This is a genomic window from Ardenticatenales bacterium, from assembly GCA_020634515.1.
Lineage (GTDB): Bacteria > Chloroflexota > Anaerolineae > Promineifilales > Promineifilaceae > JAGVTM01.
Map to the genome: position 1 here is coordinate 1,039,850 of JACKBL010000001.1, position 25,681 is coordinate 1,065,530.

Below are 25,681 nucleotides of genomic sequence, written 5' to 3' on the forward strand. Positions count from 1 at the left end.
AAGGATTTCCCTTGCGTATTTATCGTTTCGTCAGTTTACTTTTGCTTGTATGGGTGATCGTGGGATGCCGGCAATCGCCGCCCACGCCAACACCCACGCCCACCACCGCCATCGCCGCCGCCACGCCCGCGCCGACGACGCCTCCCACGCCGCTGCCTTCCCCCACGCCCACGGCCACCCTCGTGCCGCAGCCCCTCATCCGCGCCGGCGCGCAGGAGGTGGGAGACGATGGCCTTGTGGTCATCGCTTCCGTCTTCGCGCCAGATGGGGGGTGGCTGGTTTTGCACGATGGCGATACGGATGGTCCTGTTTTGGCGCGCACGTTGGTAAATGCCGGCAGCAGCAACGCCATCACCCTCACCATTGACCCCCTGGCCGTCAGCAACCAGATCTCCGCCGTCCTCCACGCCGACGCCGCTCCCCTCGGCTCCTTCGATTCGCAAACCGATCTGCCCCTCACCTACCAGGGCGAAATCGTCGCCAATCTCTTTCCCGTAACCGTGACCGTGGCCTTGCCCGGCATCATCGTCAGCAACCAGACGGTGGCCGCCGATGGCCTGTTGCACATTGACCAGGTCATTGCCGCCGCACCGGGCTTTGTGGCCGTCTCCAATGCCGCCGGGCAACTTCTGGGATTCTTTCCCGTCGGCCGCGGCACGCACACCGATGTGCCCGTGCGCATCAACTGGCGGCAGGCCACCCCCGACCTGCTGGTGACGTTGTACCAGGACCAGGGAACGGCCACCCGCTTTGAAGCGGACGATCCGCCCGTGCTGGTCGATGGTCGGCCCGTCGCCGCCTCTTTCCACACCGTTCTGCCGCTGGACGTGTACGTCTTTGATCAGCCCGTGATAAACGACCAGATTGTGATTGAGCGCGTGGTCAGCGAGGGGCCGGGGTGGGTCGTCGTCTATTTCAACGACGACGGGCAGCCGGGTAACATCATTGGCTACGCGTCGCTGGCCGATGGCGTCAATGAGCGTGTGGTCGTGCCCGTCGCCGCCGGCGCGGTGACGGCGATTCTGCATGTGCGCCTGCACGCGGACACGGGCGAAGTGGGCGCGTTCGATTTCCCCGCCGCCGACCCGCCGCTGACGGACGCCGACGGACGGTTGCCGCTCTTTTCGTTCCGCATCGATCAGGGCAATTTTCTCCTCACCCGCGACCAGGTGGTCACGGATACGGCGATTGTGCCGCTGGTGGCCGCCAATGTGGATACGTGGCTGGTGATCCAGGCGGACGTCGACGGTCGGCCCGGCGCGGTGATTGGGCGTGTGCGCCTGCCTGCGGGCATGGCCTGGGATGTGGCCGTTTCCGTGGATGCCGCCGCCGTCACGCCCACGCTGTATGCCGCTTTGATTCGGGACGATGATCCGGCGGGGGAGTTCAATTATCCCGATGGCGGCGATAAGCCCCTGACGCAAGACGGCAATCCGATCTTTGCGCCCTTTGCCGCCCCATGACGACCTCGCGCCAGGTGGTGTATTTCACGGCTCCGCGTGAGGTGGTTGTGCGCACGGAGCCGTTGCCGCCGCCGGGCGCGGGGCAAGTGTTGGTGCGCACGTTGGTTTCCGCTGTCAGTGCCGGCACGGAAATGCTCGCCTACCGTGGGGAAATGCCGGTTAATGTGCCGTTGGATGAGACAATTGCCGGCATGTCCCAACCCTTCCACTATCCCACCCCCTATGGCTACGCGGCGGTCGGGGAAGTGATCGCCGTCGGCGCGGGGGTGGACGCCGATTGGTCAGGGCGGCGGGTCTTTGCCTTCGTGCCCCATCAGAGCCACTTCGTCGCCGCGCCGCGCGAACTCGTAGCCGTCCCCGCCGACCTTTCCCCGCATGATGCCGCCTTCCTGCCTTTTGTGGAGACCGCCGTCAGCCTCGTCATGGACGGTCAGCCCGTCATCGGCGAGCGGGTTGCCGTCTGGGGACAGGGCGTCATCGGCTTGCTCACCACCGCCATATTGTCACGCTTCCCCCTGGCAGCCCTCGTCGCCATTGACCCACTCCCCTTGCGGCGGGCGCGCGCGCTGGCCCTGGGCGCGCACGCCGCCTTCTCCCCCGATGCCGCCGTTGATCTAGCCGCGGCGCTTGGCCCCGACGGGGCCGACCTCGGCTACGAACTATCCGGTAGCCCTGCCGCCCTCAACCAGGCCATCACCGCCGTCGGCTTTGGCGCGCGGCTCGTGGTCGGCTCCTGGTATGGGCAAAAACCCGTCTCGCTGGCGTTGGGTGGCGCGTTTCACCGCCGTCACCTGCGCCTGATCAGCAGCCAGGTGAGCCACCTCGCCCCGCGCTGGCTGGCGCGTTGGAGCAAGGAACGCCGCCTGGCCGTGGCCTGGGAATTCTTGTCTGAACTGCGCCCCGCCGCCAGCCTCATCACGCACCGCTTTTCCTGGTGCGACGCGCCCCTGGCCTATCAGCTTCTCGACCAAAACCCCGACGCGGTCCTACAACTGGTCTTCGATGCATCGTTCCAGAGTCATCTCAAGAATAGCTCCCAGGAAGATTAAGGCGATGACAAACCTTCCGGGAAGCTCGCTCTCAGGCCAGAGTCGTCTCAAGAACAGCTTCCAGGAAGATGGAGTTGGCCGTGTTGGAAGCGCTGCCGGCGCGTGGATAAAACAGGCGTCTGCGCCATTCGCAAAATCCTGACTATTTCCCTGAACGTTTCCTCAGAAAGCGACGTGGGGCCTCATGGGGTGCTTTCCCTGACAATTCGGTGACGTTATAATCTTCATATCACCGTCCACCACAATAACTATCCAGAAATCGCCCGGTTCCGCGTCTAATCAAAGAGTAACCGTAACTATTCACGTCTCCGAGAGATTGGACCAATTTTGTAGACATCAATAAGATTCAACCAGAGCAAATTGGTCCAATCTGGGCAGATGACCTGTATAGTCACGAGTAACCATTTATTGAGCACGCAGCGCGCCCTCATCCCCGGCAAAGGTGGTACACATGCTCCGTCGCATAAGAATTGAAGAAGGTTGGTTCACGCTTTTTCTCGTCTGGGCCATGATTTTCACGGCGGGTTTGGCCGTGGTGCAGACCGAGCTGATCAACGGGTTAGAGATCATCCCCGTGGTCGGTTCCGTCGCGCTAATGGCGGGCCTGCTGTTGGCTAAAAGCCGCTTCAGCGACCGTACGGCGCACCTTTTTTCCCTCATTTATGGCCTCTTCGTTGTGGCGTACTTCATTGGGTTGGTTTTGCCCGGTTCCTTGCCGTGGCGCGACCGCGTGCTGGAGATGGGCAGCCGCCAGATCATCTGGTTGCGGAAGGCGTTTGGCGAGGGCAGCAGCCGTGATGGCATTATCTTTGTTATGCACACTTCCGCCGTTTTCTGGCTGTTGGGCTACACGGCGTCCTGGTTTACGTTTCGCTACCCACGTGTGTGGCGCGTGGTGTTGCCCACGGGGGTCGTGCTGCTCAGCGTGGTTTACTTCTATCTCGGCCCCAAACCGCTGGCCCTTTACCTGGGTTTTTATTTGCTCCTGGCCCTGTTGTATGTGTCGCAGACGCATTTGGTCTCCCATGTGAAGGAGTGGCGCATGGCGGCGGTTCGTTTTGAACGAGGAATTAATCTCTCGTTCTTGCGTGCCAGCCTGATTGTGGGGATGTTTACCTTGTTGGTGGCGTGGTATTTGCCGGCACTTGGCGCCAGTACCTCCGTCAGTGATGCCATCAGCAACGTCAACCAACCGTGGCGCAGCTTCCAGGACAACTGGACCCGCCTCTTCTCCTCCCTCCGCTCCTACGGCAGCCCCACCAACGACCCCTACACCGACTCCCTTGTCCTCGGCGGCCCGCGCACCGTCGGCAACAACCTCGTCATGGACATCTACGTGTCCAAAAAGCTCCCCTATGTCTACTGGCAGTCCACCGTCTACGACGTTTACGGACCGCGCGGCTGGGAAATGGCCCAGGGCGAGCAGGTCATCCACTACCCCGAAGATGGATACCTCGACCTGCCCGTTGTCTTGGAACGCAAGGTCATTACCCAGACCGTCATCAATTATCGCGCCAGTTCCGGCGTGCTATACGGCGCGCCGGACATCATCGCATCCGACAAACAGATGGTGGTCACGCGCCAGTTCGACGAAACAGGCCACGAGGTCATCAACGGCATCAAATCTCGCTACGTTTTGCGCCAGGGCGACACCTACCACATCGATTCCCAATACAGCCTGGCCGACGCCACCAGCCTGCGCCAGGCGACCACCAATTACCCCGCCTCCATCACCGATAATTACCTCTCCTACCCTGACAGCATCACGCCGGAGACGCGCGCCCTGGCGGACAGCCTCACCGCGCCCCGTGACAACCCGTTTGACAAAGCCATCGCCGTGCGTGACTATCTGCGCGCCAACATCACCTACAACGACCAGATTCCCGCGCCGCCGGACGGCGTGGATCCCATCCACCACACGCTTTTTGTGAGCAAGGAGGGGTACTGCACCTATTACGCCACGGCAATGGCCGTCATGCTGCGGTTGGAGGGCATTCCCGCGCGCGTGGCCGCCGGATACGCGCAGGGGGAATGGGACGATGCCACTTCTTCCTACCGCGTGCGCGCCAGTAACGCGCACACATGGGTCGAAGTGTACTTCCCCGGTTATGGCTGGATACAGTTTGAGCCGACTGCCTCCATTCCCGTGGTGGAGCGCCCGGAGACGCCGGCGGGGGAAGGCGGGGATAATTTTGCCTCTCCCTCTCTTGCGGATACCAGCCTGGACCGCGAGAGTCTGCTCCCGGATGAGGATGCGAGTAACCCGGAGCGCACCAATTCGCCGTTGGATGCGCCGCCACCGCCGCCCACCGGGGTGCTGGGACTCAGCCGTAGCGCATTGCTCCGTCTGGCTATTGGGGCGGCGTTGTTGATGGTTGCGGGGGGGCTGGTCTTTTTGGCCGGCCAGATGAATGCGCGCGTGGAGTCCGACGTCAACAAGAGTTATGGTCGGCTGGGGGACTGGGGGCGATTCCTGGGCGTGCAAATTCGCCCTGCGCACACGCCCTACGAGCGGGCGAACCTGCTGACAGCGCAGGTTCCCGAAGGGCGCGCCCCCATTCGCAACCTAACGCAGCAATTTGTGACGAAGACGTTCAGCCCGAGCCGTGAGGGAGACCCCGATTTCAATCCGCGCCAGGAGTGGAAGGTGTTGCGTCCGCTGCTGCTACGCAAGAGCATTAGCAACTGGTTTGCCCGCTTCCGCCGCAATTGAGGGACTGTCTAAATCAGATTGGTTCATTCTTGTATTATGGCGTGTTCGAAACGGGGCGGGGGAGGATGGCGGCGTCGATGATGTGCAGTACCCCGTTGGTGGCGAGGAGGTCGCCCGCCACAACGTGCGCGCCATCGAGGGTGAGGTTGGATCCTGTGCCGGCAATTCTGATACTTTCCACATTCCGAGTGCCAAAACGGAAATTAAGCCGGCTGCCCACTGTCGGCAGCGTCTCCAGGTCCGCCAGCAGAATGGGCGTGCCCTGCGGCCAGCCATTCTGGTTCAGCAGCCAATAATTTACCAGATTCTCCGCCTGCTCCGGGTCATTCAAAACCATTTGCGCTTCACTACTGGCGCGGCTAAAAGCCTGGTCATCGGGAGCCAGCACCGCATCCACATATTGGAAGCGCAGCGCATAAACCAGGTCCACCGACTCCACCAGGGTGCGGAAGCGGGTCAGCCGCTCGTCCGTGCGCACCAACTGCCATAAACTGACGTCCGGCCCGGTTTCCGGGGGCAAAATGAAGCCATCAACGACGTGGACGATTCCGTTGGATGCCTTCAGGTTCGCCGTGATAATGGGAACAAAGTCGGCGAACAGGTGGTCCCCTTCGCGGGTGATGATGATGGGGGCGTCGGCTTCAGAGGTAACCGTGCCTCTGGCTTCCAGGTCGGCGCTGGCATAGACGCCGTCCAGGGTGTGGTGGCGCAGGATGGCGCTCATGGCGACGGAGTCAATTTCTGTCGGCGGGATGCCCAATTTGGAGAAGGCGGTGTTGGTGGCGGCGAAGAAGGTGTAGGAACCGGGGGTGTCGAATTGGGTGAATATGCCGGCATTCTTCAAAACCCCAATCAGAAACAAAAACTCACTATCATCCTGCAAAATCTGGGCAATCGTCGGCAAATCACTCTGCGGCACAGGCGTCGCCAGCACCTCCAGCGGCAAATTATCCGGCGTGGGTTGCGTCGTGCAGCCCGCCCCAAATAGCAACAGCAGCATAAGAACCAGAAGAAGTCGTTTCATAGGATGATGTCCAAACCAATGGCACCGCCAATCGTAGCGGTTTAGTATGCGGAACGGCGGCGCGGGACCATTCCCCACGGGTGGCGAATCGGATACGATTCGCTATTTAGGACTGACGATGAAACAACGGTCGGAATGGCATCGTCAGTTTGAAGGAACGGTAAGGAAACAGCTTCGGTGCCTTGTTTAATTTCCATCCCTTCGTGGCTGTCCGCAGTTAAAGCGGAAATGCGCGGACAGCGGCTATCATGGACAGCGGCTATCATGGACAGCGGCTATCATGGACAGCGGCTATCATGGACAGCGGCTATCATGGATAGCTTGGCAGCAACCGTCCGTAAAAAGTGTGAAGTTATTTGGGGACGGTTACTTATTAGACGAATGCGGCGCGGATTTTATCGCCGCCAGGCTGGCCTCCGCCTGCGCCAATTCCGCCGGCGTGTTCACATTAAAAAAGGTCAGGCCATCTGCGTCAAACGGCATAATCTCCGCCGCCATCACCGCGCGGACGCGCACCTGGTCGTAGAAGCTGATCATCCGCTTCTGCCCCCGTGCCAGCGCCACCGCCACGGCCGCCAGCGCGCGTTCGCGGGCATAAACGGCCTGCATCGGCTGGTAATTATCCTGCCAAATAGGCACAATGACGTCCGCGGCGGGGGCCAGCGTGAGCATATAGGCGAGCAAACCCCGGTTGGCAAAGGGCATGTCACACGCCAGCACCACCACCACGTCGCCACGCGCCGCCGTGAGCGCGGTGTGCAATCCGGGCAGCGCCCCCGCTCCTGGCGCGGCGTCGCTGACCAATCGCACGCCGAGGTAGGCATAGCCTGCCGGGTTGTTGGTGGTAATCAGGATTTCGTCCCCCAATCCGGCCACGCGCGCCAGCACGTGTTCGATCATGGGTCGACCCGCCAGGGGGACGAGTCCTTTGTCCTGCCCCATGCGGCTGGAGCGTCCGCCGGCCTGGATGGCCATGGTGATGGTTTGTTTTTCGGCCATAAATTGGATTGTATCATACCTGTTTGAAAGGATTGCGCGAAGATGTTCAAGAAGTTTTGCTTCATGATGATATTGCTGTTGGGGGTGGGGGGATGCCGGCATTCTCCCGCCACACCACCACCCCCCATCTCCCCCACGTCCCTGCCACCCACCCCCATCCCCACCGCCGCCCCCCTGCCCACGCCCACATTCCCCCAAGCGCCTCCCACCGTCACCGCCATTCTCCAGCCCACCGCCATCGCCGGCCCCACAACCGCGCCAGACCCCACCGCCACGCCCACCGCTGCCCCCGTCACCCTCATCACCCTGGCCGACTTCGGCGCGGACCGCGACCCGCTCACCGGGGAAATCGTTGCCGATCCCGCCAATTTGCAGCGTCGCCCCCTGGCCGTCAAGATCAGCAACTCGCCTGCTTCCTACACCCGCCCGCAGGCTGGCCTCAGCCAGGCCGACCTGGTCTTTGAACACGTAACGGAAGGCCCCATCACCCGTTTTACGGCCATCTTCTACGGCCAGACGCCGCCACAGGTCGGGCCGATTCGCAGCGCCCGCCTCATTGACATCGAACTGCCCGCCATGTACGATGCCGCCCTGGCCTATTCTGGCTCCAGCATCGGCGTCGCCAGCAAAATCAATCACAGCGATTTCGCCCGCCGCGTGCTCCATTCCAATGATCCCGGCTACTTTCGCACGGGTGAGGACAAGCCGTGGGAACACACCCTTTATGGTCATCCCGCCGTCTTTTGGGATTCGCTGACGGAGATGGACCAAAACCGTCCCCCGGAATTCAGCACGAATATGGCTTTCAGCAGCACGCCCCCCGACGGGGGGCAGCCGGCAACGGACATGACCATCAATTATGATGATTGGGAGCTGGTGGAGTGGGTGTATGATGCCGGCATCAACCGTTACCTTCGTTGGGCTGATGGCGAAGTCCACACCGACGCCAACACCGGCGCGCAACTGTCCGCCGCCAACGTCGTCGTCATCTACGCCCTGCATCAGCAAGACGTGACCATTTGCGAATACCAGGTCGGCAACTCCTGCCAGGTCTACTCCACCGAAATCCAGATTTGGGGCGACGGTCCGGCCATCATCTTCCGCGATGGCCGGCAATACGCGGCCACCTGGAAGCGCGAAAACCGCCCCGACATGCTCACCTTCTACGACGCTTCCGGCGCGCCCCTGCCGCTGCAAATCGGCAACACCTGGTTCCAGATCATCCCCCCCTATTACCAGGATGCGCTCACCGTAACGCCCTGAAAGAGTGGAAAGAGTGGAGCAGTTTTGGAAACTGCGCGACTCTATTCACGTAGACCTGCCGGGTCTCCTTCGTAAATGGTGGGCGATTTTCCAAATCGCCCGCCCGATTTGGAAAATCGGGCTACGCCCGTAAACGAGCAAAACCTGACCGGTCTTGCTTGTGAGGCTGAATAGTCACTCATCTGTTTGCCTTTTCGCCTGCTCGTGCTACATTCGCCGCCTGATGCAATCCCGATGGCCTAACCCCCTGGCGCTCCTGGGCGCTGTGCCCGCGCTGGTCCTGGGGCTGGCGCTCACCCGCCTCCTCTACGACCTGCTTTTTCCCCTGCCCTGGCTGGGGCAACCCTTGCCTGTCGCCAGTGTCGCCCTCCTCTTCGCCGTGGCGGGCGCGCTTGTCTGGCAATCCCTTTTCCGCCGCCGCCACAACTGGCTCGCGGCCACGCTCCCCTTCCTCCCCTTCTATCTCAATCTCCTCACCCTGCTTGATCCCGCGCCCGACCTGGCGCGCGCCCGCTTCCTTTTCGCCGCCGCCCTCTGGCTGTCCTGCGCCGCCGCCATCGCCGACGCGCGTCGTCCCTGGACACTCCTCGTCGCCCTGCTCATCGGCGCAGCCGCGCTCTACCTGCCCACCATGCCCCACACCGTAGGCCGCGCCGACACGTTCGAGTTTCAGGTCGTCGCCCCGCGCCTGGGCATTGTCCACCCCACCGGCTACCCGCTCTACCTCCTCCTGGGCAAACTCTTTACCCTGATCATCCCCGTGGGCAGCCCTGCCTGGCGGCTCAATCTGGCATCCGCCGTTTATGGCCTTGCCGCCCTCGTCTTCGTCTACTTACTGGGGCGGGCGCTGCATGGCCGCGACGCGCCCGCCCTGGCCGGGGCCGCCGCCCTGGCCCTCACGCCCACCTTCTGGAGCCAGGCCATCGAGGCCGAGGTCTATACGCTGCACCTGCTTTTCGTGGCCGCCATCCTGTTCTTGCTCGTGCGCTGGCTGCGCCAGGGGCCGCCGTCCGGCGCGCGCGGCTGGCTGCTGCTGCCGTTCCTGTTAGGCCTCGGCCTGACCAATCATCTGACTACCGTTTTCCTCCTGCCGCCCGCGCTCCTCACCCTGTTCTACCTGCGCCGCGCCTGGCCCCGTCGCCTTTCTTTTTGGGCGGGAATGCTGCTCGCCTTTTTGCTGCCACTGCTGCTTTACGCCTACCTGCCGCTGCGCTGGGCCGCCGTCAATGGGGAGCCGATGGGATGGTCCCGCTTTTGGGATTGGGTCGTTGGCGGGCGTTTCCAGGGGGCGTTGCAATGGCTGGCCTGGTGGCGTGACCCGGCGCGCTATGCCGTTGTGGGGCGGCTGTTTCTGGCGGAATGGGGCTGGTTTGGTCTGGCGTGGGCAGCGGCGGGGTGGTTGCTGCTGCTGCGCCGTCAGCCGCGCGCGGTAACGGTGTTGCTGCTGGCGTGGTTGGGCTACACGTTTTACGCGCTCAATTATTATGTGCCGGACCTTTCCGTTTTCTTATTGCCGGCACAACTGGTCATCGCCATCGGTTGGGGAGCGGTGGCGCTCTGGCTGGGCCGCCGCCCCGCCGTTGTCCCGGCCATCGCTCTGGCCGCGTTGATCGCGCCGATCCTGCTGGCGGCGGCGCAATGGTCGGCGCTGGACCGTTCCGGGGACGATGGCCTGACGACCTGGGGGCGGGCGGTGCTGGCGCTGCCGCTGGAGACGGGTGCGGCGATTCTGGCGGACAGCGAGAAAATCGCCCCGCTTTACTACCTGCAGCAGGCGGAGGGCGTGCGCCCCGACCTGGATATTTTGGTGCTGCCGGATGAGGCGACGTATCGCGCGGAACTGGATGCGCGGCTGGCGCAAGGGCAGGCGGTTTATCTGGCGCGTTTTTTGCCGGGGCTGGAGGGAGTTTATCATCTGGGTTCGCTGGGGCCGTTGTTGGCGGTGCGGGAGAAGGGGGTGCGGGAAATGCCGGCATCTACCACCCCCACCGCACTCTCCTTCCCGCAAAACATCCACCTGTCCGGATACCAGTTGCAGCCCCAATCCCCCTATGACCCCGCCCACGCCGCCCTTACGCTCTACTGGCGCGCCGATGCCCCCGTCAACGAGAACCAATACGTCTACATTCGTTGGACCAACGGCAGCATCACCACCGCCCCCCTCCCGCCCACGGGCCGGCATCCGGCCAACAACGACTACCCCACCGCCGCCTGGGAGCCGGGCGAAATCGTGGCCGATTTCCACGACTTGCCCCGCCCCATCTTGCCCCAGGACGCCCCCTTTCAGCTACAGGTCGCCCTGGCCCCGCCCTTCACCCATCCTGATGCGCTCTCCTGGCAGGTGGTCACGACGGTGACGATGCCGGCAACGGACCCGCAACAACTGACCACGCAACCACGGCGGGCGCTGATTGGCCCCGTCGCCCTCACCGGATTGGATGCGCCCGCGCAAATACGCCCACAAACGCCGCTGCCCCTCACCCTCACGGGATTCGCGCCCGATCCGGCCAGTCTGGCGCGGTTGGAATGGTCACTGTCTGCCGCGCCCGAATTCTCGCCGCGGGCGTTTGCGCCGCCGCCCGCGTTTGCGCCGCGCCCCTTTGCCTGGTCCGCGACGCTGGATACGGACCTGCCGCCCGGAACCTACCAGATCGTGGCGCGCGCGCCGGACAGTGGCGCGCGCTGTGGCTGGCTGCGCCCATCCCGCGCCGGCTGCGTCGTGGGGGAAGTGACCATCAGCGGCGCGCCGTTGCCTCCGGGGGCCACCAATTTTGGGGACAAGATCGCTTTGCTCCAGGCTGACGTCTCCAGCATGACGCTCACGCCCGGCGGCCAACTAGGCGTGGACCTGACGTGGCAGGCACTGGCTCCCATGAGCGAGAATTACACCGTTTTTGTGCAGGTTTTGGATGCGGAGGACCGCATTGTGGGGCAGGTGGATGCCTGGCCGCTGCAAGGAACGTTTCCGACCGGCCAATGGCAGCCCGGTCAGACGGTTGCGGACCCTTATGTGGTCTCGCTGGCGCCGGACCTGCGACCGGGGCCGTATCGCCTTCAGGTGGGGTTCTATTTGCTGGCGACGTTGCAGCGGCTGCCGGTGCTGGATGCCGGGGGCGTGCCCGTGGATGACCATTATTTGCTCAGTGGCCTGGAAGTGCGCGGCGGCGAATGAGCGACTGGTTCCAGACACGGCATTTTGGGGCCGGGCGTGGCGGCGGCGCGTGGTCTAGGATATAAACGGTGGATGATGTGGCGTAGTGCCGGCATCCATCAGCAAAGCCGCGACTGCCGCCAACCGACCACTTCTTGCAAGGAGACGTGTATGCCTGTTCAGTACAGTTTGTTTGATGCGCCGCCGCCGGAGGAACCCAGTTACGGGACGTTGGCGGCGCTGGTGGAGCGGATGATGAAAATGGAGGATGACCCTTTGTTTCCTGCCGGCACAAACATGGTCATCTATCGCGGCAATCCCCAGGCCCGCTTCATGATCATCGGCGAAGCGCCGGGCACGGAAGAAGACCGCCAGGGCAAACCCTTTGTCGGACGCTCCGGGCAGCTTCTCGACCAGATGCTGCACGCCATCCACCTCGACCCGGAACAGGACGTATTCATCACCAACGCCGTCTTTCGCCTCCCCCCCGGAGACGGTGGCAAGCCCCTGCGCAAACCCACCTCCGACGAAATCCAGTTCTACAAGCCTTTCTTGCTGGAAATAATCCGCCTGGTAGACCCCGTGCTCATGCTGCTCACGGGAAACGTGGCGACTGAATCGCTGCTGGGCATAACGGGCATTACCCGATTACGTGGGCAGTGGTTTCCCTGGGACAACCGCTGGACCATGCCCATTTTTCATCCCGCCTACCTGCTACGCAACCCCTCGCGCCAACCGGGACAACCGAAAGCCCTCACCTGGGGCGACCTGCAAGAAGCGCGCCGCAAATACGACGAGCTTATGGGCCAAGCATGATCCGTGGCCGAGCCATCACTGAAAAAACCGGGTTTTTCGATTGTTCTGTGTAAAAACCCGGTTTTTGGCCTTTTTTCAGTAGAGTCACTGTTGATGTTCCCATGACTGACCGCCACTCTGACAAAGCCGCCCTGCGCGGCGAACCGGGATACGTCTGGCGCTCCGGGCAGGATCGCCGCCTCGCCATGATCCGCCAATGGACGGATTTGCGCGGGCGTGTGCTGGACAATGGCTGTGGCATGGGGACATATTTGCGCGCATTTGCTCCGTATTGCCGGCACCGTTTTGGCCTGGAAGTCGAACATGAGCGGGCGACGATAGCGGCGGCGCACGCCAACGGCGTCGTGCAGGGCGTCGGAGAATGGCTGCCCTTCCCTGACGAGACGTTCGATTTCATCCTCAGCAATGAGGTGATCGAACACGTCCAGGACGACGCCCGTTACCTGGCGGAAATGGTGCGCGTTTGCCGTCCGGGTGGGCGCATCCTCCTTTTTTGCCCGAATCGCTGGTATCCGGTGGAGCAGCACGGCATCTACTGGCGCGGCGAATACCACTTTGGCAACATCCCGCTCGTCAACTACCTGCCCGACCCGCTGCGTAACCGCCTCGCCCCGCACGTCCGCGCCTACACCGCGCGCGCGCTGCGCCGCCTCGTCCGTCCGCTGCCCGTGCGCGTCCTGCACCATAGCCGCATTTTTGGCGGCTACGATAACATTGAGCGGCGGCATCCTCGCCTGGGACGCTGGCTGAAATCTGCCCTATACACGGCGGAAAAGACGCCGCTGCAAGCGTTAGGCATTTCTCATCTGCTCGTTTTGGAGAAAACGGGCTGAGCAATCCGCAAACCTTCCCGGAAGCTCAGTCGCCGGTCAAAAGTATCTGCAACCATACAGGTCATCCTACCCCCTCCCCACCCCGCTCCCTTGAGGAAGAGGGTTGGAGTGAGGGCGAAAACGGCATGCCTGAATAGTTGCCACGATTATTTTTCATGAGCGCCGGGTAAAGGTTGACCTGGGTTATCGCAGGAAAACATGACGGACCCACTCCCTATTGCTATTATCCTCCCGCACGCGGGTTACCGGATTCCGCCCGAATTATCGGGGCGCGTGGCGCTCACGGAAGCGCAGGTTTTCAACGAAGCGGACGCCTACGCGGACCAGTTGTTTGATTTCCGCGACCGGGTGCGGCATTGGCTCTGTTTCCCCTATGCGCGAGCGGTGATTGACGTGAATCGCCTGCCGGATGTGGCCGCCAATCGCCAGGGAGACGGCATCGTCAAGCGGCGCACATCGTATGGCGCGCCGGTCTATCTTCCCGGACAAGAACCGGATGCGGCGTTGGAGCAGGCTTTGGTAGCCCGCTATTGGCAGCCGTGGCATCAACAACTGGCGGCGGTGGCCGCCGATGAGCAGGTGCGGCTGGTCATTGACGCGCACACGATGGCGGCCATGGGGCCTTCTCAATACGATGACCCCGCGCAGGCGCGCCCGCGGCTCATGTTGGGCAATTGGGGAGACGCGAACGGCGAACAGCGCCCCGGGTTTGCCTCGCCCACCGCGCCCGCGTCCTTGATGCGGCAGTGGGCGGAAACGATGGAACCTCTGTTCACGGATTTTCCGCTGCTGGTGGAGAGTGGCGCGGTGGTGGCGTTGAACCATCCGTTTTATGGTGGCGCGGACCTGCGTCTGCACGGTGGGCGGTGGCAGCCGTGGATCATGATGGAAATTAGCCGCGCGCTGTACGTGGGCGCGCAGGATGGAGATACGCCGATTGTTGCGCCTGACCCGTGGCGGATTGCGGAGATTCGGGCGCGGTTGTGGCGCGGTATCAGCGCGTTGGCGCGTGATTTTGAGGAAGTGGGTTTTCTGGCGTGAAAAAGATTTCGTCTGGTAGATGGCTGTTATTAGCCTTAATAGTGTTGTTCTTGACGGTGGGCTGCGCCACAATGGGGGCGTCATCAAGCCAGGCGCTGCCTACGATTGTGCCCTCGGCGGTGCGCGTGTTGACGCTGGATGATTTGCGGGCACAGGCAGCAAGGCCGGTTAATTTCGGGGGGGACGCGCCGGTCGGTCTGGCGCTGAACCCGGAGATTGTGGCGATGCTGGAAGAGGTGTCGCGCCAGAATTTGATTGCCTATGTGCGTCAGTTGGAGAGTTTTGGCACGCGCAACACGTTTAGTGCGATTGATCAGCCCGATTTTGGTATTGGCGCGGCGCGGGATTGGATTTTGTCTGAGATGACGCGCGTGGGGGGCGGGCGGCTGCAAGTGAGTTTCCAGGATTACCCGATGGCGTTTGAGGGGGTGTCCAATACGCAGCGGAATGTGGTGGGGGTGTTGCCGGGGACGGGGTGGCACGCGGGCGTTGTGGTGATGGTGGCGAATTATGATACGCGGGCGGAGGATTGGCTGGATGGGGAGAGTCTGGCTCCGGGCGCCGATGATAATGCCAGCGGGGTGGCGGCGCTGCTGGAAGTGGCGCGGGTGATGAGTGCGCGGGAGTGGTCGCAGACGGTGATTTTCGTGGCGACGACGGCGGAGGAGCAGGGGACGTATGGGGCGCGCAATTTTGTGCAGACGGCGCTGGCGAATGGGGTGCGGATTGATGCGGCAATTAACAATGATATGGTGGGGGGACGTGCCGGCATTCCCCAATCCCTCCGCCTTTACTCTCCTGGCCCGGATACCTCCATTTCGCGCCAACTGGGGCGATACATCCACCTGATTGACTCCGTTTATTTGCCCGAATTTCCCGTGGTTATGATGGATGCCCTGGATCGGGATGGCCGCTGGGGCGACCACCGCGAATTTGTGCGCGCGGGCGTGGCCGGCGTGCGCCTCATTGAGTCCGCGGAAGATCTTTCCATCCAGAATTCGACGGCGGACACCTGGACGCTGGTTGATTTTGACTATTTGCGCAAGATGGCGCAGCTTAATCTGGCCTCGCTGGCGAACATGGCCGCCGCGCCGGGGCAACCGGACGCGCCCGCCGTCTCGCCGGGGGATGCGCCGGGCAGTTACCGCGTGGTGTGGGATGTGGACGCGAACGCGGCGGGGTATGCGGTGGTGTTCCGCCCGCTGAATACGATGACGTATGACGAGGCGATGTTTCATTATGTGGGGGTGGAAAATGCCGGCAATCTCCTCATCCCCGACCTCAATCCCTCCGTCACCTACGCCGTCTCCCTCGCGGCACTGGACACCGGCGGGCGCATCGGCGTCTTCTCCCCCGAAGTCCTCACCGGCCCCTAAACCGATTGATCATGCCTGGCGACCCGCGCTTCTACCAACTGTCAACCGTCAACTGACTACTGACCACTGCCAACTGTTCACTGTTTTTGAAGGAGGAACATTATGACAAGAAATACCATGCTGCTTGTATTATTATGGATAAGTGTGCTGCTGCTGGCGGGGTGTGGGGGTGATGAAATGCCGGCATCTCCCAACAAAGAAGCGGATGCGCCTGTTCAGAATGCCGCGCCGGCGCAACCATCCAACGCCACCGGGGGCACAACAACCATCAAAGGGGAAGTTTGGGCGGACAACTGGTTTGCTTTTTATGCGGGAGAGCAACTGATCCAGGAGGATTCGGTCCCCATCACCACGGAGCGCTCCTTTAACGCGGAAACCTTCACCTTTGACGCTTCTTATCCACTTGTCCTCAACTTTATCGTCAAAGATTATAAGGAAAACGACACCGGCCTGGAGTACATTGGCACAAACCGGCAGCAAATGGGAGATGGCGGCTTTATTGCCCAGTTTACCGATGCGATTACGGGAGAACTGATCGCCGCCACGGATGCCGCCTGGTCCTGCCTTGTCATTCAAGAAGCGCCGCTGGATAAATCTTGTGAGCGGGAGGCAAACCCCGTTGCCGGCCAGGCTCCCTGTGACTTTATGGCAATGGATGAACCGGCTAACTGGAAGCGCGCCGACTTTGACGCCTCCGCCTGGGCCGGGGCCACTGTCTACACGGCGGCGCAGGTTGGTCCCAAGGATGGATACGAGCAAATACGGTGGAATCAGGCGGCAAACCTGATCTGGGGACCCGATTTGGAAACGAACAATACGCTCTTGTGTCGCGTCGTCGTTGCCGGACCCTGACGGAAACGGCTGCGGCAGTCATCGTTTCCGTGGGCCTGAAAACGTGCCAGAATGGAGGTTCAGATGTCTGATTTGCAGGTAAGTGATAGTCACCAGATGCCACCGGGAGTAGAAGTAGACCTGGCGCGGTGTCCCACGAAAGCAAAGCCGTTTCACCAGGATCGCGCGGCGGCGGAGGCGGAGTTTAAGGCGCTGCGGGATGAGTTGGTCGCCTGGCAGGTGCGGCTCTATGCGGAAGGGCGGCAAAAGCTGTTGATTGTGCTGCAAGCGATGGATGCCGGGGGCAAGGACGGCACCATTCGGCGCGTTTTCCAGGGCGTGAATCCGCAGGGTGTGCAGGTCACGTCCTTCAAGGTTCCCACGGCGGCGGAACTGGCGCATGATTTTCTCTGGCGCGTGCATCAGCGGGTTCCGGGCAGCGGCATGATCGGCGTCTTCAACCGCTCCCATTATGAGGATGTGCTGGTCGTGCGCGTGCACAACATTGTGCCCGAAAGCGACTGGCGTCCCCGCTACGAGCAGATCAACCAGTTTGAGCGATTGCTGGTGGACACGGGCACGACGGTTCTCAAGTTCTATTTGCACATCTCCAAAGAGGAGCAGCGGCAACGCTTTCAGGAGCGGCTGGATGATCCACAGAAGCAGTGGAAGTTTTCTCTGGAGGATGTGGAAAAGCGGCGATTCTGGGAGGATTACATGGCGGCGTATGGCGAGATGCTCACGCGCTGTACGACGGTTGCCGCGCCCTGGCATGTCATTCCGGCGGACCAGAAGTGGTATCGTAATCTGGCGATTGCTCGCGTGATTGTGGGGACACTGCGAGGGATGAACCCGCGGTTTCCCGCGCCGGCGGATGATCTGGCAGGCGTCGTCGTGACGTAATATCGGCCGTTGGAAAGTGGATGATGACCTGGAATAGAAAACGTCCCCGTTGTCTCACCGCGCGACCTAATGGTTGCGCAGGCCATTGAGTTTTTTGCTAATCTCCATATCAATCATGCGCTGGAAAAGCGAGATTCGTATACCGCAAACCAGCTCCATCGTTTCAACGTAGTTTTTATAATGCCCTTCGGCGATCAATCCGGCGACGACGTCTGTGACGCGCTGGAAAGCACAGAATATCGCCTCCGCTTGCTCAGGATCGAAGGTTGCCATGCACTTTTGTAGGAATAACCGTTGGATACGACCCATTATTCCCAACATAAAGGCATTGCTCACCCGACGCTGGATGTGCACCAGCCCAACATGCCATTGACGTTGCCAGAATTCAGGTGTGATTTGACCACTCGTTACTTCCATGTACCAATGGCGCAAGGTTTCTTCTCGGTCTGGTCGCTCGCCTGGTTTGAAGACTCTGGTTGTTGGTTCATAGCCAAATAACGTGTCGTAGAATTCTGTTATAACGTCATCAACCCATTCTTGGGTAATGTCGGCGCTTTCCTTCAGGAATCTATAATCATCATCCGATAGGCCTGTCAACGTGATGAGGGTCTGAAGAGTCTCGTCCATAAGTAGTTTCCTCGTGTCGAAATGGATGCGCGAAGTAGCGGCTGGCAGCGACCTACAGGGACGATATAACAGTTTGCATTAAGAACAGGTCCGACTCTTGTGAGTGCCGTTTTGGCGGCGGAGTACCCTGAGATGGTGCGTGCAGCGTCGCGCCAATATAGATAAAGAAATTGTAACTATTCACGTCTCCGAGAGATTGGACCAATTTTGTAGACATCAATAAGATTCAACCAGAGCAAATTGGTCCAATCTGGGCAGATGACCTGTATAGTCACAAGAATTTATGGATTTGTGTACTTCGCTTGCTAGACCACGTTATTATAGGGGAATCTGATACGCGGAACAAGAAAAAGGAAAGAAAAATGATGACTACTCACCACCGTTTTTAGCGTTCAACCACGATTTACTGTGGTGCTACCTGGCTTGGCAGTTACCAGAAAACCAGTAATTACAGGACCTGATCTCGTTCTGTTTTGCTGAGTTGGCAGTCGATCTGTCTTGTGCTGATACGTCAGTTAAATTCCGATTCTTCCGTGGTGGCCGTGCCATTCCCTTCGCTATTGCTGAACGCGCCGGCCACGACAGGCTCCTGCGAATAGTCAAAGCCAGGGGCTTGACCCGCCACATAGGGGTCAATGTGCTGACTGCCACAGTACGGGCACAAATTCCATTGCAACTCCATCAACTCCTCACAGTCCGGACAGCGTTTGCGTACCCGTGTATGGCAGTGCGGGCAGAGCAGCCAGCGCGGCTCCACCGTGCGTGAGCAGCCGGGGCAGTGGGGACGCTCCTCGATTTCTTGCAGCAGCGCTTCTTCTTCCAGTGCCCGCTCATAAACAGCGGCCAACGTTTCCGGTGGGCGCAAAATCAGGTAGATGACAATGCCCACCACAGGCAGCGCGGCAACCACGAGCGCGGCGAAAATCTGGGCGAAGGGATCGCGGGAGCGCAAGCGCATGTCGCGGAAGGTCCAGATGACCAGGCTGAGCCAGACAGCGGCCAGGAGCGCCCCCAAAACGGCGGCGATGAGCGTGGCATAGGCGATGATGGTGTCCAGGGAGGGAATGGTCATACGGCGATTCTCCAGCGGCTTTCACGGCCCGCTGGCGCGAATTATACCACATCAATCGGCGTAAAGATGGGTTCAATCTGTAGCCAGATTGAACCCATCTTATGATGCCGTTGGCGCGGCGGATACGCGCCAATAGACGCTGTTTTCCCGCTGCATCAGGCCGTGGTCAATGAACGAACGGCGGAACCAGGCGGAATCCTGGTGGTGCTGCTTGATGATCTCATTCACCTCGCGTTCCGTATACCGCCGGTCCATCTCAAACTTGTCCACCAGCCATTTAATGACCACAAGCTGCTTTTTGTACTGCGCCGGGATGGCCGTGATGCGCTCACCATCGAGGAAAGTTTTCAGCACCTTGCGCTCCCACTCGTCACCAACGACATCCTGCGCCAGGTTTGCCAGCCTCTCCTGGCTGAGCAGGTCCGCGCTCATGCTTTCCAGAAATTTGGTGTTCAGACGATAGATGCGCACGTTGCCCGCCGCCTCTACGTCCACGAGACCAAACTCGCGCATCATGTGTAGATGGTGGGAAATGGTTGGCTCGCGCAGGTCCAGCATGGCCGCCAACTCCCCCACGCTACGCGTTTCGTTGGCTAATAAACCCAGCAGCTTCAGCCGCGTCTCGTTGCCCAATACCTTGAAAAAGTTGAGCAGCGTCTCGAAACTGTCTTGACTCATCATCATCCACCTCGCAAATTCAAAGAAATTCTAATTAGACGGAAATCTATTTAGAATTCTATCGAAGTTGCGCGTTCTGTCAAGGGACGTGAAACGGTTGTTGGCCCGTGTGCCCAAACATAAAGGCTTTGTTCTGTTTTCAGGACATGGGAAAAGAGCAACAAGACTGAACCGCACTATAAAAGACCTCTGCTTTCCGCTAAATTTACGGACATAGTTAGCCAATTAAGGGGAGCCAGTCGTTTAGATGCCGGCATCCATCCCAAAGAACCCCAAGGAACGGAAATAAAATAAGACAACAGCCCGTCCGATAAAGTGTGAAGTTGTTTTCCGACGGCTACTTAGAAAAGAATTGCTGTAAATCCAAAAGTAGGCTAACAAAGCGTGCGCCTGACGCTGGGGATTCCGCGCCGTTTTCAGGCATTTTTCTAGTCTTGTCATTTTCTGGCTGGACGGTTTCGCCGTCCCCGCTCCAGCGCAGGAGACGCAAGCCGTTGGGCGGCAGATTACAAAAAAGTGGCGATTTCCGCGAGGGGCTTTTTGCGGATGTCGGGGACCTGGGCATTGGCGGCGGGGTAGCCGACGACGAGGAGCAGGAAGGGGCGTTCGTTGGCCGGGCGGCCGAGGATGTCGTTGAGGAAGTTCATGGGGCTGGGGGTGTGCGTGAGGGTGGCGAGGCCGGCATAATGCAGGGCGGCAATGAGGAAACCGGTGGCGATGCCCACGGACTCTTGCGCGTAGTAGTGCTTGACTTTGCGCCCATCGGGGAGGAGGCCGTAGGATTGGGCAAAGATGGTGATGAGGTAGGGGGCGGTTTCCAGGAAGGGTTTGTGGGCGTCCGTGCCCAGCGGGGCGAGGGCGGCGAGCCATTCGGCGGGGGCGCGGTTCTGGTAGAATTCCTGCTCTTCCGCTTCGGCGGCGAGGCGGATTTGTCGCTTGATGGCCGGGTCGCTGACGATGACGAAGTGCCAGGGTTGCATATTGGCGCCGTTGGGGGCTGTGCCGGCATTTCGCACACAATCCTCAATAATCTCCCGCGCCACCGGCCGATCCGAAAAATCGCGCACCGTGCGCCGCCGGCGCATCAGCTCATAAAACGCCGCCGCCCGCGCCCGCATCTCATCCGGCGCATACTCCGTAAACACCAGCGGCAAAAACCGCGCCTCTTCCGCCTTCATTCTTACGCCCCGTTTCCTTGCCAGTCTTAATGCGTTAAAATTTTACTCAAGAACAGCCTGGTACGATCATGCTGTGGATTCGTATACAGGTTATCGGGCGAAGCCACCTCAATCACCTGTCCGTCATCCATAAAGACCACGCGGTCCGCCGCGGCCCGGGCAAAGCCCATCTCATGCGTGACCACGACCATCGTCATCCCTTCCCGCGCCAGATCGAGCATCACGTCCAGCACCTCCTTGATCATTTCCGGATCCAGGGCGCTGGTCGGCTCGTCGAACAGCATGATCTTGGGATTCATCGCCAGGGAGCGGGCAATGGCGACGCGCTGCTGCTGCCCGCCGGACAACTGGCGCGGATAGGCGCTGGCCTTGTCGGGAATGCCCACGCGCTCCAATTGCTGCATGGCGATGCGCGTCGCCTCCGCCTTGTCCCGCTTGCGCACCAGCCGCTGGGCGATGGTGATGTTTTCCAGGGCGGTGAGGTGGGCGAACAGGTTGAATTGTTGGAAGACCATACCCACTTCGGCGCGCACGTGGTTGATATTCGTGCCTTTGGCTTCCAGGTGTATGCCGTCTATCCACACTTCGCCCAGCGTGGGCACTTCCAGGTGGTTGATGCAGCGCAGCACGGTGCTTTTGCCGGACCCGCTGGGGCCGACGACGACGACGACTTCGCCGCGCCGTATGGTCAGATTCACGGATTTGACGGCCTGCACATTGCCGAAGTATTTGTGCAGGTTGTTGATGACGATGATGTTGCTGCCCAGGCTTTTATTTTCCATCTTGTCGTAACCGCCTTTCGTACCAACGCAGTAGCAAGCTGAGGATCAGGGTCATGGAGAGGTAGAGAAAAGTTAATACGAGGTAGGACTCCCGAAAGCGAAAGGAAGTGCCGGCATACAACCGGCCCATTTGCGTAATATCGCGCACCGCCAGGACGGAGACAAGGGAGGAGTCCTTGAGCATGGCAATGAAGTCGTTGCCGAGTGCCGGCAAAATATTCCGAATTGCTTGCGGTAGAATAATATGCCGCATCGCCTGCCCCGCCGTCATCCCCAGCGAGCGCGCCGCCTCCATTTGCCCATACGCCACCGACTCAATCCCCGCCCGGAACACCTCCGCCAGAAACGCGCCATAAATAATCGCCAGCGCCGCAATCGCCCGCGAATTGGTGGAGATCGTGCCCCCTTCCAACCCAATCAGGTCCGCGCCCTCAGGCACAATCACAAACGCCAGCGTGAAGATCAACACCAGTGTAGGCACGCCGCGCACAAACTCCACATACGTGATCGCCAGATTACGCACGAGCGTGTTTTGGCTGATGCGCCCCAGCCCGGCCAGCAGCCCTAATACCATGGCTACCAGGAATGCCGTCAACGTGGTGTAAATGGTCACGGAGATACCGCTGCCAATGAACTTTACCAGGTCCCCCTGCCGCAGCATCTCAAACCCACCCAGTCCCCCTTTGATAAACTCAAAGGCGCGATTGTACTCCTCCCCGGTGATCAGCAGGTAGCCCATCAGGATGAGAAACCCGATGATGAATGTCAGCCACCAGGGAAACGCGCGCCAGTCGAGATCGCGCCCACTCTTACCGCGGGCTTGCTGCTCAATGGTTGTCATGTGACCTCCTTCGAAGACACCTTGTCGGGCGAGTTCCCAACTCGCCTGAAAAAAGTTGACGGTTGGCAGTGGGTCGTGTCAGCAGCGTTACCATATTTGTCCTCCCACTTGAGGGGGCTGCTGCCAGATATTTGCTTGTTGGATGGGGTGTGTCGGGAATGAATGCCGGCATCCAAAAAACGTAACTGCAAAGGGCGCATCCGCTAATAAAGGCTTCGCTCGGGAATTGACGGATACGCCGGAAGGGTTCTTGCTTGATGGATAGTCCAAAGTTGCCTAAGCCCGCATGAAAACGGGTCCAATCTCCAGAGAGCGTTAGTCGTTACCAAAAAACTCGAAAACACGGTGAATGGCAATAGGCGTCAAGATCGGGGAGGCACGGAAAAACGCACCACTATCATATCATGAGGTTGGATGTTCGCCAGTAAACAAAAATGCGTCGGGCGCACCGGCGCCCGACGCATTTCTATTAGAGGAACCACGCGCACTTGCGCCGATTACTGAATATCGTCATACGTGAGCGTGAATTTGCCGGAGAAATACTGGTCCGCCAGCGCGTCCAGCGTGCCGTTGTCCCGCATCGCTTGCAGCGCCATATTCACCGGCTCCACCAGGTCGGAGCCTTTGGGGAAGATGAAGCCAAGTTGGTCGCTGGAGAGGGATTCACCCACCAGTTTCAACTTGTCCGCATTCACGCCGACATAGCCCAGACCCGCCGTCTCGTCCATGATCACGGCATCGATGTCGCCGGCAATGAGCGCCTGCACGGCGAAGGGGAACTGCTCAAACGCCTGCACGCGGTCCTCGCCCACGAGCTTTACGGCGGTTTCGTAGTTGGTCGTGCCCGGTTGGGAGCCGACGGTGAGGCTGGTGTCCGCGGCCAGCTCCGCGGCAGAGCTAAAGCGGTCTTCGTCGATGCGCACCAGGATGCGTTGCTCAATGCTGATGTAGCCATCGGAGAAGTCTACGATCTCCTGGCGGTCGGGCGTGATGGTGATGCCGTCGGCGGCGGCGTCATACTGCCCGTTGGCGACGGCCTGGATCATGCCTTCCCACGCGGCTTCCACGTAGACGGGCGTGCAGTTCAGCAGATCGCAAATTGCGTTCCAGGCGTCATAGTCCCAGCCGCCCGGCTCGCCCGTGGCCAGGGAAATGTAATTGAAAGGCAGGTAGGCGTTTTCCACGGCAACGGTCACTTCCCGTCCTTCCAGGTCGGGCAGGTCCGCCGCGCCCGTGTCGCCTTCGGAGGCATAAACGCCTTCACCAACGTCATCATAGGTGAGCGTGAACTTGTCGGAGAAGTACTGGTCCGCCAGCGTCGCCAGCGTGCCATCCTCGCCCATGGCGGTCAGCGCCATATTCACCGGCTCCACCAGGTCGGAGCCTTTGGGGAAGATGAAGCCAAGCTGGTCGCTGGAGAGGGATTCACCCACCAGTTTCAACTTGTCCGCATTCACGCCGACGTAGCCCTGGCCCGCCGTCTCGTCCATGATCACGGCGTCGATGTCGCCGGCAATGAGCGCCTGCACGGCGAAGGGGAACTGCTCAAACGCCTGCACGCGGTCCTCGCCCACCAGCTTTACGGCGGTTTCGTAGTTGGTCGTGCCCGGTTGGGAGCCGACGGAGAGGCTGGCGTCCGCCGCCAGTTCCGCGGCAGAGCTAAAGCGCTCCTCGTCAATGCGCACCAGGATGCGTTGCTCGATGGCGATGTAGCCATCAGAGAAGTCCACGATCTCCTGACGGTCGGGGGTGATGGTGATGCCGTCGGCGGCGGCGTCATACTGCCCGTTGGCGACGGCCTGGATCATGCCTTCCCACGCCGCTTCCACGTAGACGGGCGTGCAGTTGAGTCGCTGGCAGATGTTGTTCCAGGCGTCATAGTCCCAGCCGCCCGGCTCGCCCGTGGATAGGGAAATGTAATTGAAGGGCAAATAGGCGTTTTCCACGGCGATGGTTACTTCCCGCCCGCCGAGGTCAGGCAGACCGGTTTCCATGCTCTCATCCGTGGCGTCGCTGTCATTGCCGGTGGCGGGCGCGCTGGTGGGCTGCGCCACTTCCTCGGTTCCTGATTGTTCGGCGGTGCACGCAGCCAGAACCAGCAGCCAGGTTAGCGTGGCAAGAATGAGCAAAAATCTTCTTTTCATCTCTATCATCTCCTCGTCTAAAATTCAGAAAACGGCAAAACAATTGCCCGGCAATTCTCCCAAGATTGATTCATTCTTCAAGAATGAACCAACCTGAAAAGAGGCTGCCGGGGCAGCACAGGGGCCAATTATGGCATCGGGGCGGCTATTTGCCAAAAAGGGAGAAGAGAGTTGGCGGCTTCCGGGTTACCAGATATAGGGGAGGAGGCGGTAGCGAGTCTGTTGCGTGAAGGCGAGGTAGCCGGGGAGTTCGGCTTGCAGGGTTTTGTCTTCCAGGTAGGTGCGAATGATGAAAATGACAGCCATCCCCATTGCGGGGATGATGGCCCAGAGGGAGCCGAGCAAGAAGGGGGTGGCGAGTTGGGCGGTGATGGCTCCCAGGTAGCCGGGATGGCGCACCAGGCGGTAGGGGCCGCCGGTGGCCACGGTGTGACCGCGTTCCGTTTGGATACGCACGCCTTCGGCGAAGAAGGCGTTGGTCGTCATGGCCCACATGAACAGGGCGTAGCCGAGGATGTGAACGAGCAGGCCGATGAGGTGAATGGCCAGGGGCAGCGGCGTGGACCAGCCCCAACGTAGGTCCAGCCCGGCAATGATCCAGGGGGCCAGCATGAGGCTGCCGGCGAGCGTGGTAAGCCATTTATCCCAGGTTTTGACGCCGGCATCCCACATTCCTTTCTGCCGTTCCGCGAGCAGTTCAGGGTTGATGCGCAGCAGGAGCAGGGGGTGCGCCGCCAGGGTAGCGGCGAGGACGAGCAGCAGCGCCCATCCCCAAACCCAGTCGAGGCGACCTGCCGGCAAAAATACCACGACGGCGTACCCTATCCAACCCACAGCCGCCTGGATAATCCATTTGCGCACCCGCTGCCGTACTTCAGGCGTCATGTTTGATCCGGA

The 25,681-nt window shown here is 60.5% G+C and carries 21 protein-coding genes; 11 read left to right on the plus strand and 10 right to left on the minus strand.

Features of this window, described 5'->3' with window-relative positions:
• Positions 1–11: 11 nt before the first annotated feature.
• The 3 genes from H6650_03935 to H6650_03945 all read left to right on the plus strand — a co-directional run bounded on the left by H6650_03935 (position 12) and on the right by H6650_03945 (position 5,225).
• A complete protein-coding gene (locus H6650_03935; protein ID MCB8951145.1) occupies positions 12–1,463 on the plus strand; it encodes a hypothetical protein in 1,452 nt (483 codons plus the stop codon).
• Positions 1,460–2,512, plus strand: a complete 1,053-nt coding sequence (locus H6650_03940) for a zinc-binding alcohol dehydrogenase (GenBank protein MCB8951146.1) — start codon at positions 1,460–1,462, stop codon at positions 2,510–2,512. The genes H6650_03935 and H6650_03940 overlap by 4 nt, the downstream gene beginning before the upstream one ends.
• Before the next feature lie 451 nt (positions 2,513–2,963).
• The gene (locus H6650_03945) at positions 2,964–5,225 is read left to right on the plus strand and encodes a transglutaminase domain-containing protein (GenBank protein MCB8951147.1); all 2,262 of its coding nucleotides are present in this window, start codon (positions 2,964–2,966) and stop codon (positions 5,223–5,225) included.
• A gap of 34 nt (positions 5,226–5,259) precedes the next feature.
• On the opposite strand, the gene H6650_03950 is transcribed toward H6650_03945, so the two are convergent.
• Positions 5,260–6,249, minus strand: coding sequence for a fasciclin domain-containing protein (locus H6650_03950; protein ID MCB8951148.1), 990 nt, complete (start codon positions 6,247–6,249; stop codon positions 5,260–5,262).
• 366 nt (positions 6,250–6,615) lie between these two features.
• Complete coding sequence (locus tag H6650_03955; GenBank protein MCB8951149.1) at positions 6,616–7,248, minus strand: molybdenum cofactor guanylyltransferase; 633 nt, start codon at positions 7,246–7,248, stop codon at positions 6,616–6,618.
• Between the two features lie 42 nt (positions 7,249–7,290).
• Here H6650_03955 and H6650_03960 point away from each other — a divergent pair, with 42 nt between their 5' ends.
• The 8 genes from H6650_03960 (at position 7,291) to H6650_03995 (ending at position 17,462) form a co-directional block, all read left to right on the plus strand.
• Entirely contained in the window at positions 7,291–8,511 is a 1,221-nt protein-coding gene (locus H6650_03960; GenBank protein ID MCB8951150.1) for a DUF3048 domain-containing protein, read from the plus strand.
• Positions 8,512–8,734: 223 nt separating this feature from the next.
• A complete protein-coding gene (locus H6650_03965) occupies positions 8,735–11,683 on the plus strand; it encodes a DUF2723 domain-containing protein (GenBank protein ID MCB8951151.1) in 2,949 nt (982 codons plus the stop codon).
• A gap of 150 nt (positions 11,684–11,833) precedes the next feature.
• Positions 11,834–12,478, plus strand: coding sequence for a uracil-DNA glycosylase (locus tag H6650_03970; GenBank protein ID MCB8951152.1), 645 nt, complete (start codon positions 11,834–11,836; stop codon positions 12,476–12,478).
• Between the two features lie 101 nt (positions 12,479–12,579).
• Entirely contained in the window at positions 12,580–13,311 is a 732-nt protein-coding gene (locus H6650_03975; GenBank protein ID MCB8951153.1) for a class I SAM-dependent methyltransferase, read from the plus strand.
• A gap of 198 nt (positions 13,312–13,509) precedes the next feature.
• Complete coding sequence (locus H6650_03980) at positions 13,510–14,352, plus strand: N-formylglutamate amidohydrolase (protein MCB8951154.1); 843 nt, start codon at positions 13,510–13,512, stop codon at positions 14,350–14,352.
• Positions 14,353–14,423: 71 nt separating this feature from the next.
• Positions 14,424–15,728 (plus strand): M20/M25/M40 family metallo-hydrolase, encoded by a 1,305-nt coding sequence (locus H6650_03985; GenBank protein ID MCB8951155.1) that lies wholly within the window; start codon positions 14,424–14,426, stop codon positions 15,726–15,728.
• 102 nt (positions 15,729–15,830) lie between these two features.
• Complete coding sequence (locus H6650_03990) at positions 15,831–16,580, plus strand: PEBP family protein (GenBank protein ID MCB8951156.1); 750 nt, start codon at positions 15,831–15,833, stop codon at positions 16,578–16,580.
• Between the two features lie 51 nt (positions 16,581–16,631).
• Positions 16,632–17,462: a polyphosphate kinase 2 family protein gene (locus H6650_03995; protein ID MCB8951157.1), complete on the plus strand. Its 831-nt coding sequence runs from the start codon at positions 16,632–16,634 to the stop codon at positions 17,460–17,462.
• Between the two features lie 66 nt (positions 17,463–17,528).
• Here H6650_03995 and H6650_04000 read toward each other — a convergent pair whose 3' ends face one another.
• The 8 genes from H6650_04000 to H6650_04035 form a co-directional block, all read right to left on the minus strand.
• A complete protein-coding gene (locus H6650_04000; protein MCB8951158.1) occupies positions 17,529–18,089 on the minus strand; it encodes a hypothetical protein in 561 nt (186 codons plus the stop codon).
• A 511-nt stretch (positions 18,090–18,600) separates the two neighbouring features.
• Positions 18,601–19,161: a zinc ribbon domain-containing protein gene (locus H6650_04005; GenBank protein MCB8951159.1), complete on the minus strand. Its 561-nt coding sequence runs from the start codon at positions 19,159–19,161 to the stop codon at positions 18,601–18,603.
• A gap of 99 nt (positions 19,162–19,260) precedes the next feature.
• Complete coding sequence (locus H6650_04010; protein MCB8951160.1) at positions 19,261–19,839, minus strand: metalloregulator ArsR/SmtB family transcription factor; 579 nt, start codon at positions 19,837–19,839, stop codon at positions 19,261–19,263.
• A 506-nt stretch (positions 19,840–20,345) separates the two neighbouring features.
• Positions 20,346–21,017 carry a nitroreductase family protein gene (locus H6650_04015; protein ID MCB8951161.1) on the minus strand — a complete coding sequence of 224 codons (672 nt, stop codon included), beginning with the start codon at positions 21,015–21,017 and terminating at the stop codon, positions 20,346–20,348.
• A gap of 26 nt (positions 21,018–21,043) precedes the next feature.
• Positions 21,044–21,772: an amino acid ABC transporter ATP-binding protein gene (locus H6650_04020; protein ID MCB8951162.1), complete on the minus strand. Its 729-nt coding sequence runs from the start codon at positions 21,770–21,772 to the stop codon at positions 21,044–21,046.
• A 16-nt stretch (positions 21,773–21,788) separates the two neighbouring features.
• Positions 21,789–22,538, minus strand: a complete 750-nt coding sequence (locus tag H6650_04025) for an amino acid ABC transporter permease (GenBank protein MCB8951163.1) — start codon at positions 22,536–22,538, stop codon at positions 21,789–21,791.
• Positions 22,539–23,137: 599 nt separating this feature from the next.
• On the minus strand, positions 23,138–23,983 hold the full coding sequence (locus H6650_04030; protein MCB8951164.1) for a transporter substrate-binding domain-containing protein: 846 nt from the start codon (positions 23,981–23,983) through the stop codon (positions 23,138–23,140).
• Positions 23,984–24,970: 987 nt separating this feature from the next.
• Complete coding sequence (locus H6650_04035; GenBank protein MCB8951165.1) at positions 24,971–25,669, minus strand: isoprenylcysteine carboxylmethyltransferase family protein; 699 nt, start codon at positions 25,667–25,669, stop codon at positions 24,971–24,973.
• Positions 25,670–25,681: the final 12 nt, after the last annotated feature.

Excerpts from the sequence above, each read along its gene's own strand:
- H6650_03965 (MCB8951151.1), top strand. The coding sequence starts at position 8,735 with ATGCAATCCCGATGGCCTAACCCCCTGGCGCTCCTGGGCGCTGTGCCC.
- H6650_03975 (MCB8951153.1), top strand. The coding sequence starts at position 12,580 with ATGACTGACCGCCACTCTGACAAAGCCGCCCTGCGCGGCGAACCGGGA.
- H6650_03955 (MCB8951149.1), bottom strand. The coding sequence starts at position 7,248 with ATGGCCGAAAAACAAACCATCACCATGGCCATCCAGGCCGGCGGACGC.
- H6650_03995 (MCB8951157.1), top strand. The coding sequence starts at position 16,632 with ATGGAGGTTCAGATGTCTGATTTGCAGGTAAGTGATAGTCACCAGATG.
- H6650_03985 (MCB8951155.1), top strand. The coding sequence starts at position 14,424 with ATGGGGGCGTCATCAAGCCAGGCGCTGCCTACGATTGTGCCCTCGGCG.
- H6650_03940 (MCB8951146.1), top strand. The coding sequence starts at position 1,460 with ATGACGACCTCGCGCCAGGTGGTGTATTTCACGGCTCCGCGTGAGGTG.
- H6650_03980 (MCB8951154.1), top strand. The coding sequence starts at position 13,510 with ATGACGGACCCACTCCCTATTGCTATTATCCTCCCGCACGCGGGTTAC.
- H6650_04010 (MCB8951160.1), bottom strand. The coding sequence starts at position 19,839 with ATGAGTCAAGACAGTTTCGAGACGCTGCTCAACTTTTTCAAGGTATTG.
- H6650_04025 (MCB8951163.1), bottom strand. The coding sequence starts at position 22,538 with ATGGGCTACCTGCTGATCACCGGGGAGGAGTACAATCGCGCCTTTGAG.
- H6650_03960 (MCB8951150.1), top strand. The coding sequence starts at position 7,291 with ATGTTCAAGAAGTTTTGCTTCATGATGATATTGCTGTTGGGGGTGGGG.
- H6650_03970 (MCB8951152.1), top strand. The coding sequence starts at position 11,834 with ATGCCTGTTCAGTACAGTTTGTTTGATGCGCCGCCGCCGGAGGAACCC.
- H6650_03990 (MCB8951156.1), top strand. The coding sequence starts at position 15,831 with ATGACAAGAAATACCATGCTGCTTGTATTATTATGGATAAGTGTGCTG.
- H6650_04035 (MCB8951165.1), bottom strand. The coding sequence starts at position 25,669 with ATGACGCCTGAAGTACGGCAGCGGGTGCGCAAATGGATTATCCAGGCG.
- H6650_03950 (MCB8951148.1), bottom strand. The coding sequence starts at position 6,249 with ATGAAACGACTTCTTCTGGTTCTTATGCTGCTGTTGCTATTTGGGGCG.
- H6650_04030 (MCB8951164.1), bottom strand. The coding sequence starts at position 23,983 with ATGGGCGAGGATGGCACGCTGGCGACGCTGGCGGACCAGTACTTCTCC.
- H6650_04015 (MCB8951161.1), bottom strand. The coding sequence starts at position 21,017 with ATGAAGGCGGAAGAGGCGCGGTTTTTGCCGCTGGTGTTTACGGAGTAT.
- H6650_04000 (MCB8951158.1), bottom strand. The coding sequence starts at position 18,089 with ATGGACGAGACTCTTCAGACCCTCATCACGTTGACAGGCCTATCGGAT.
- H6650_04005 (MCB8951159.1), bottom strand. The coding sequence starts at position 19,161 with ATGACCATTCCCTCCCTGGACACCATCATCGCCTATGCCACGCTCATC.
- H6650_03945 (MCB8951147.1), top strand. The coding sequence starts at position 2,964 with ATGCTCCGTCGCATAAGAATTGAAGAAGGTTGGTTCACGCTTTTTCTC.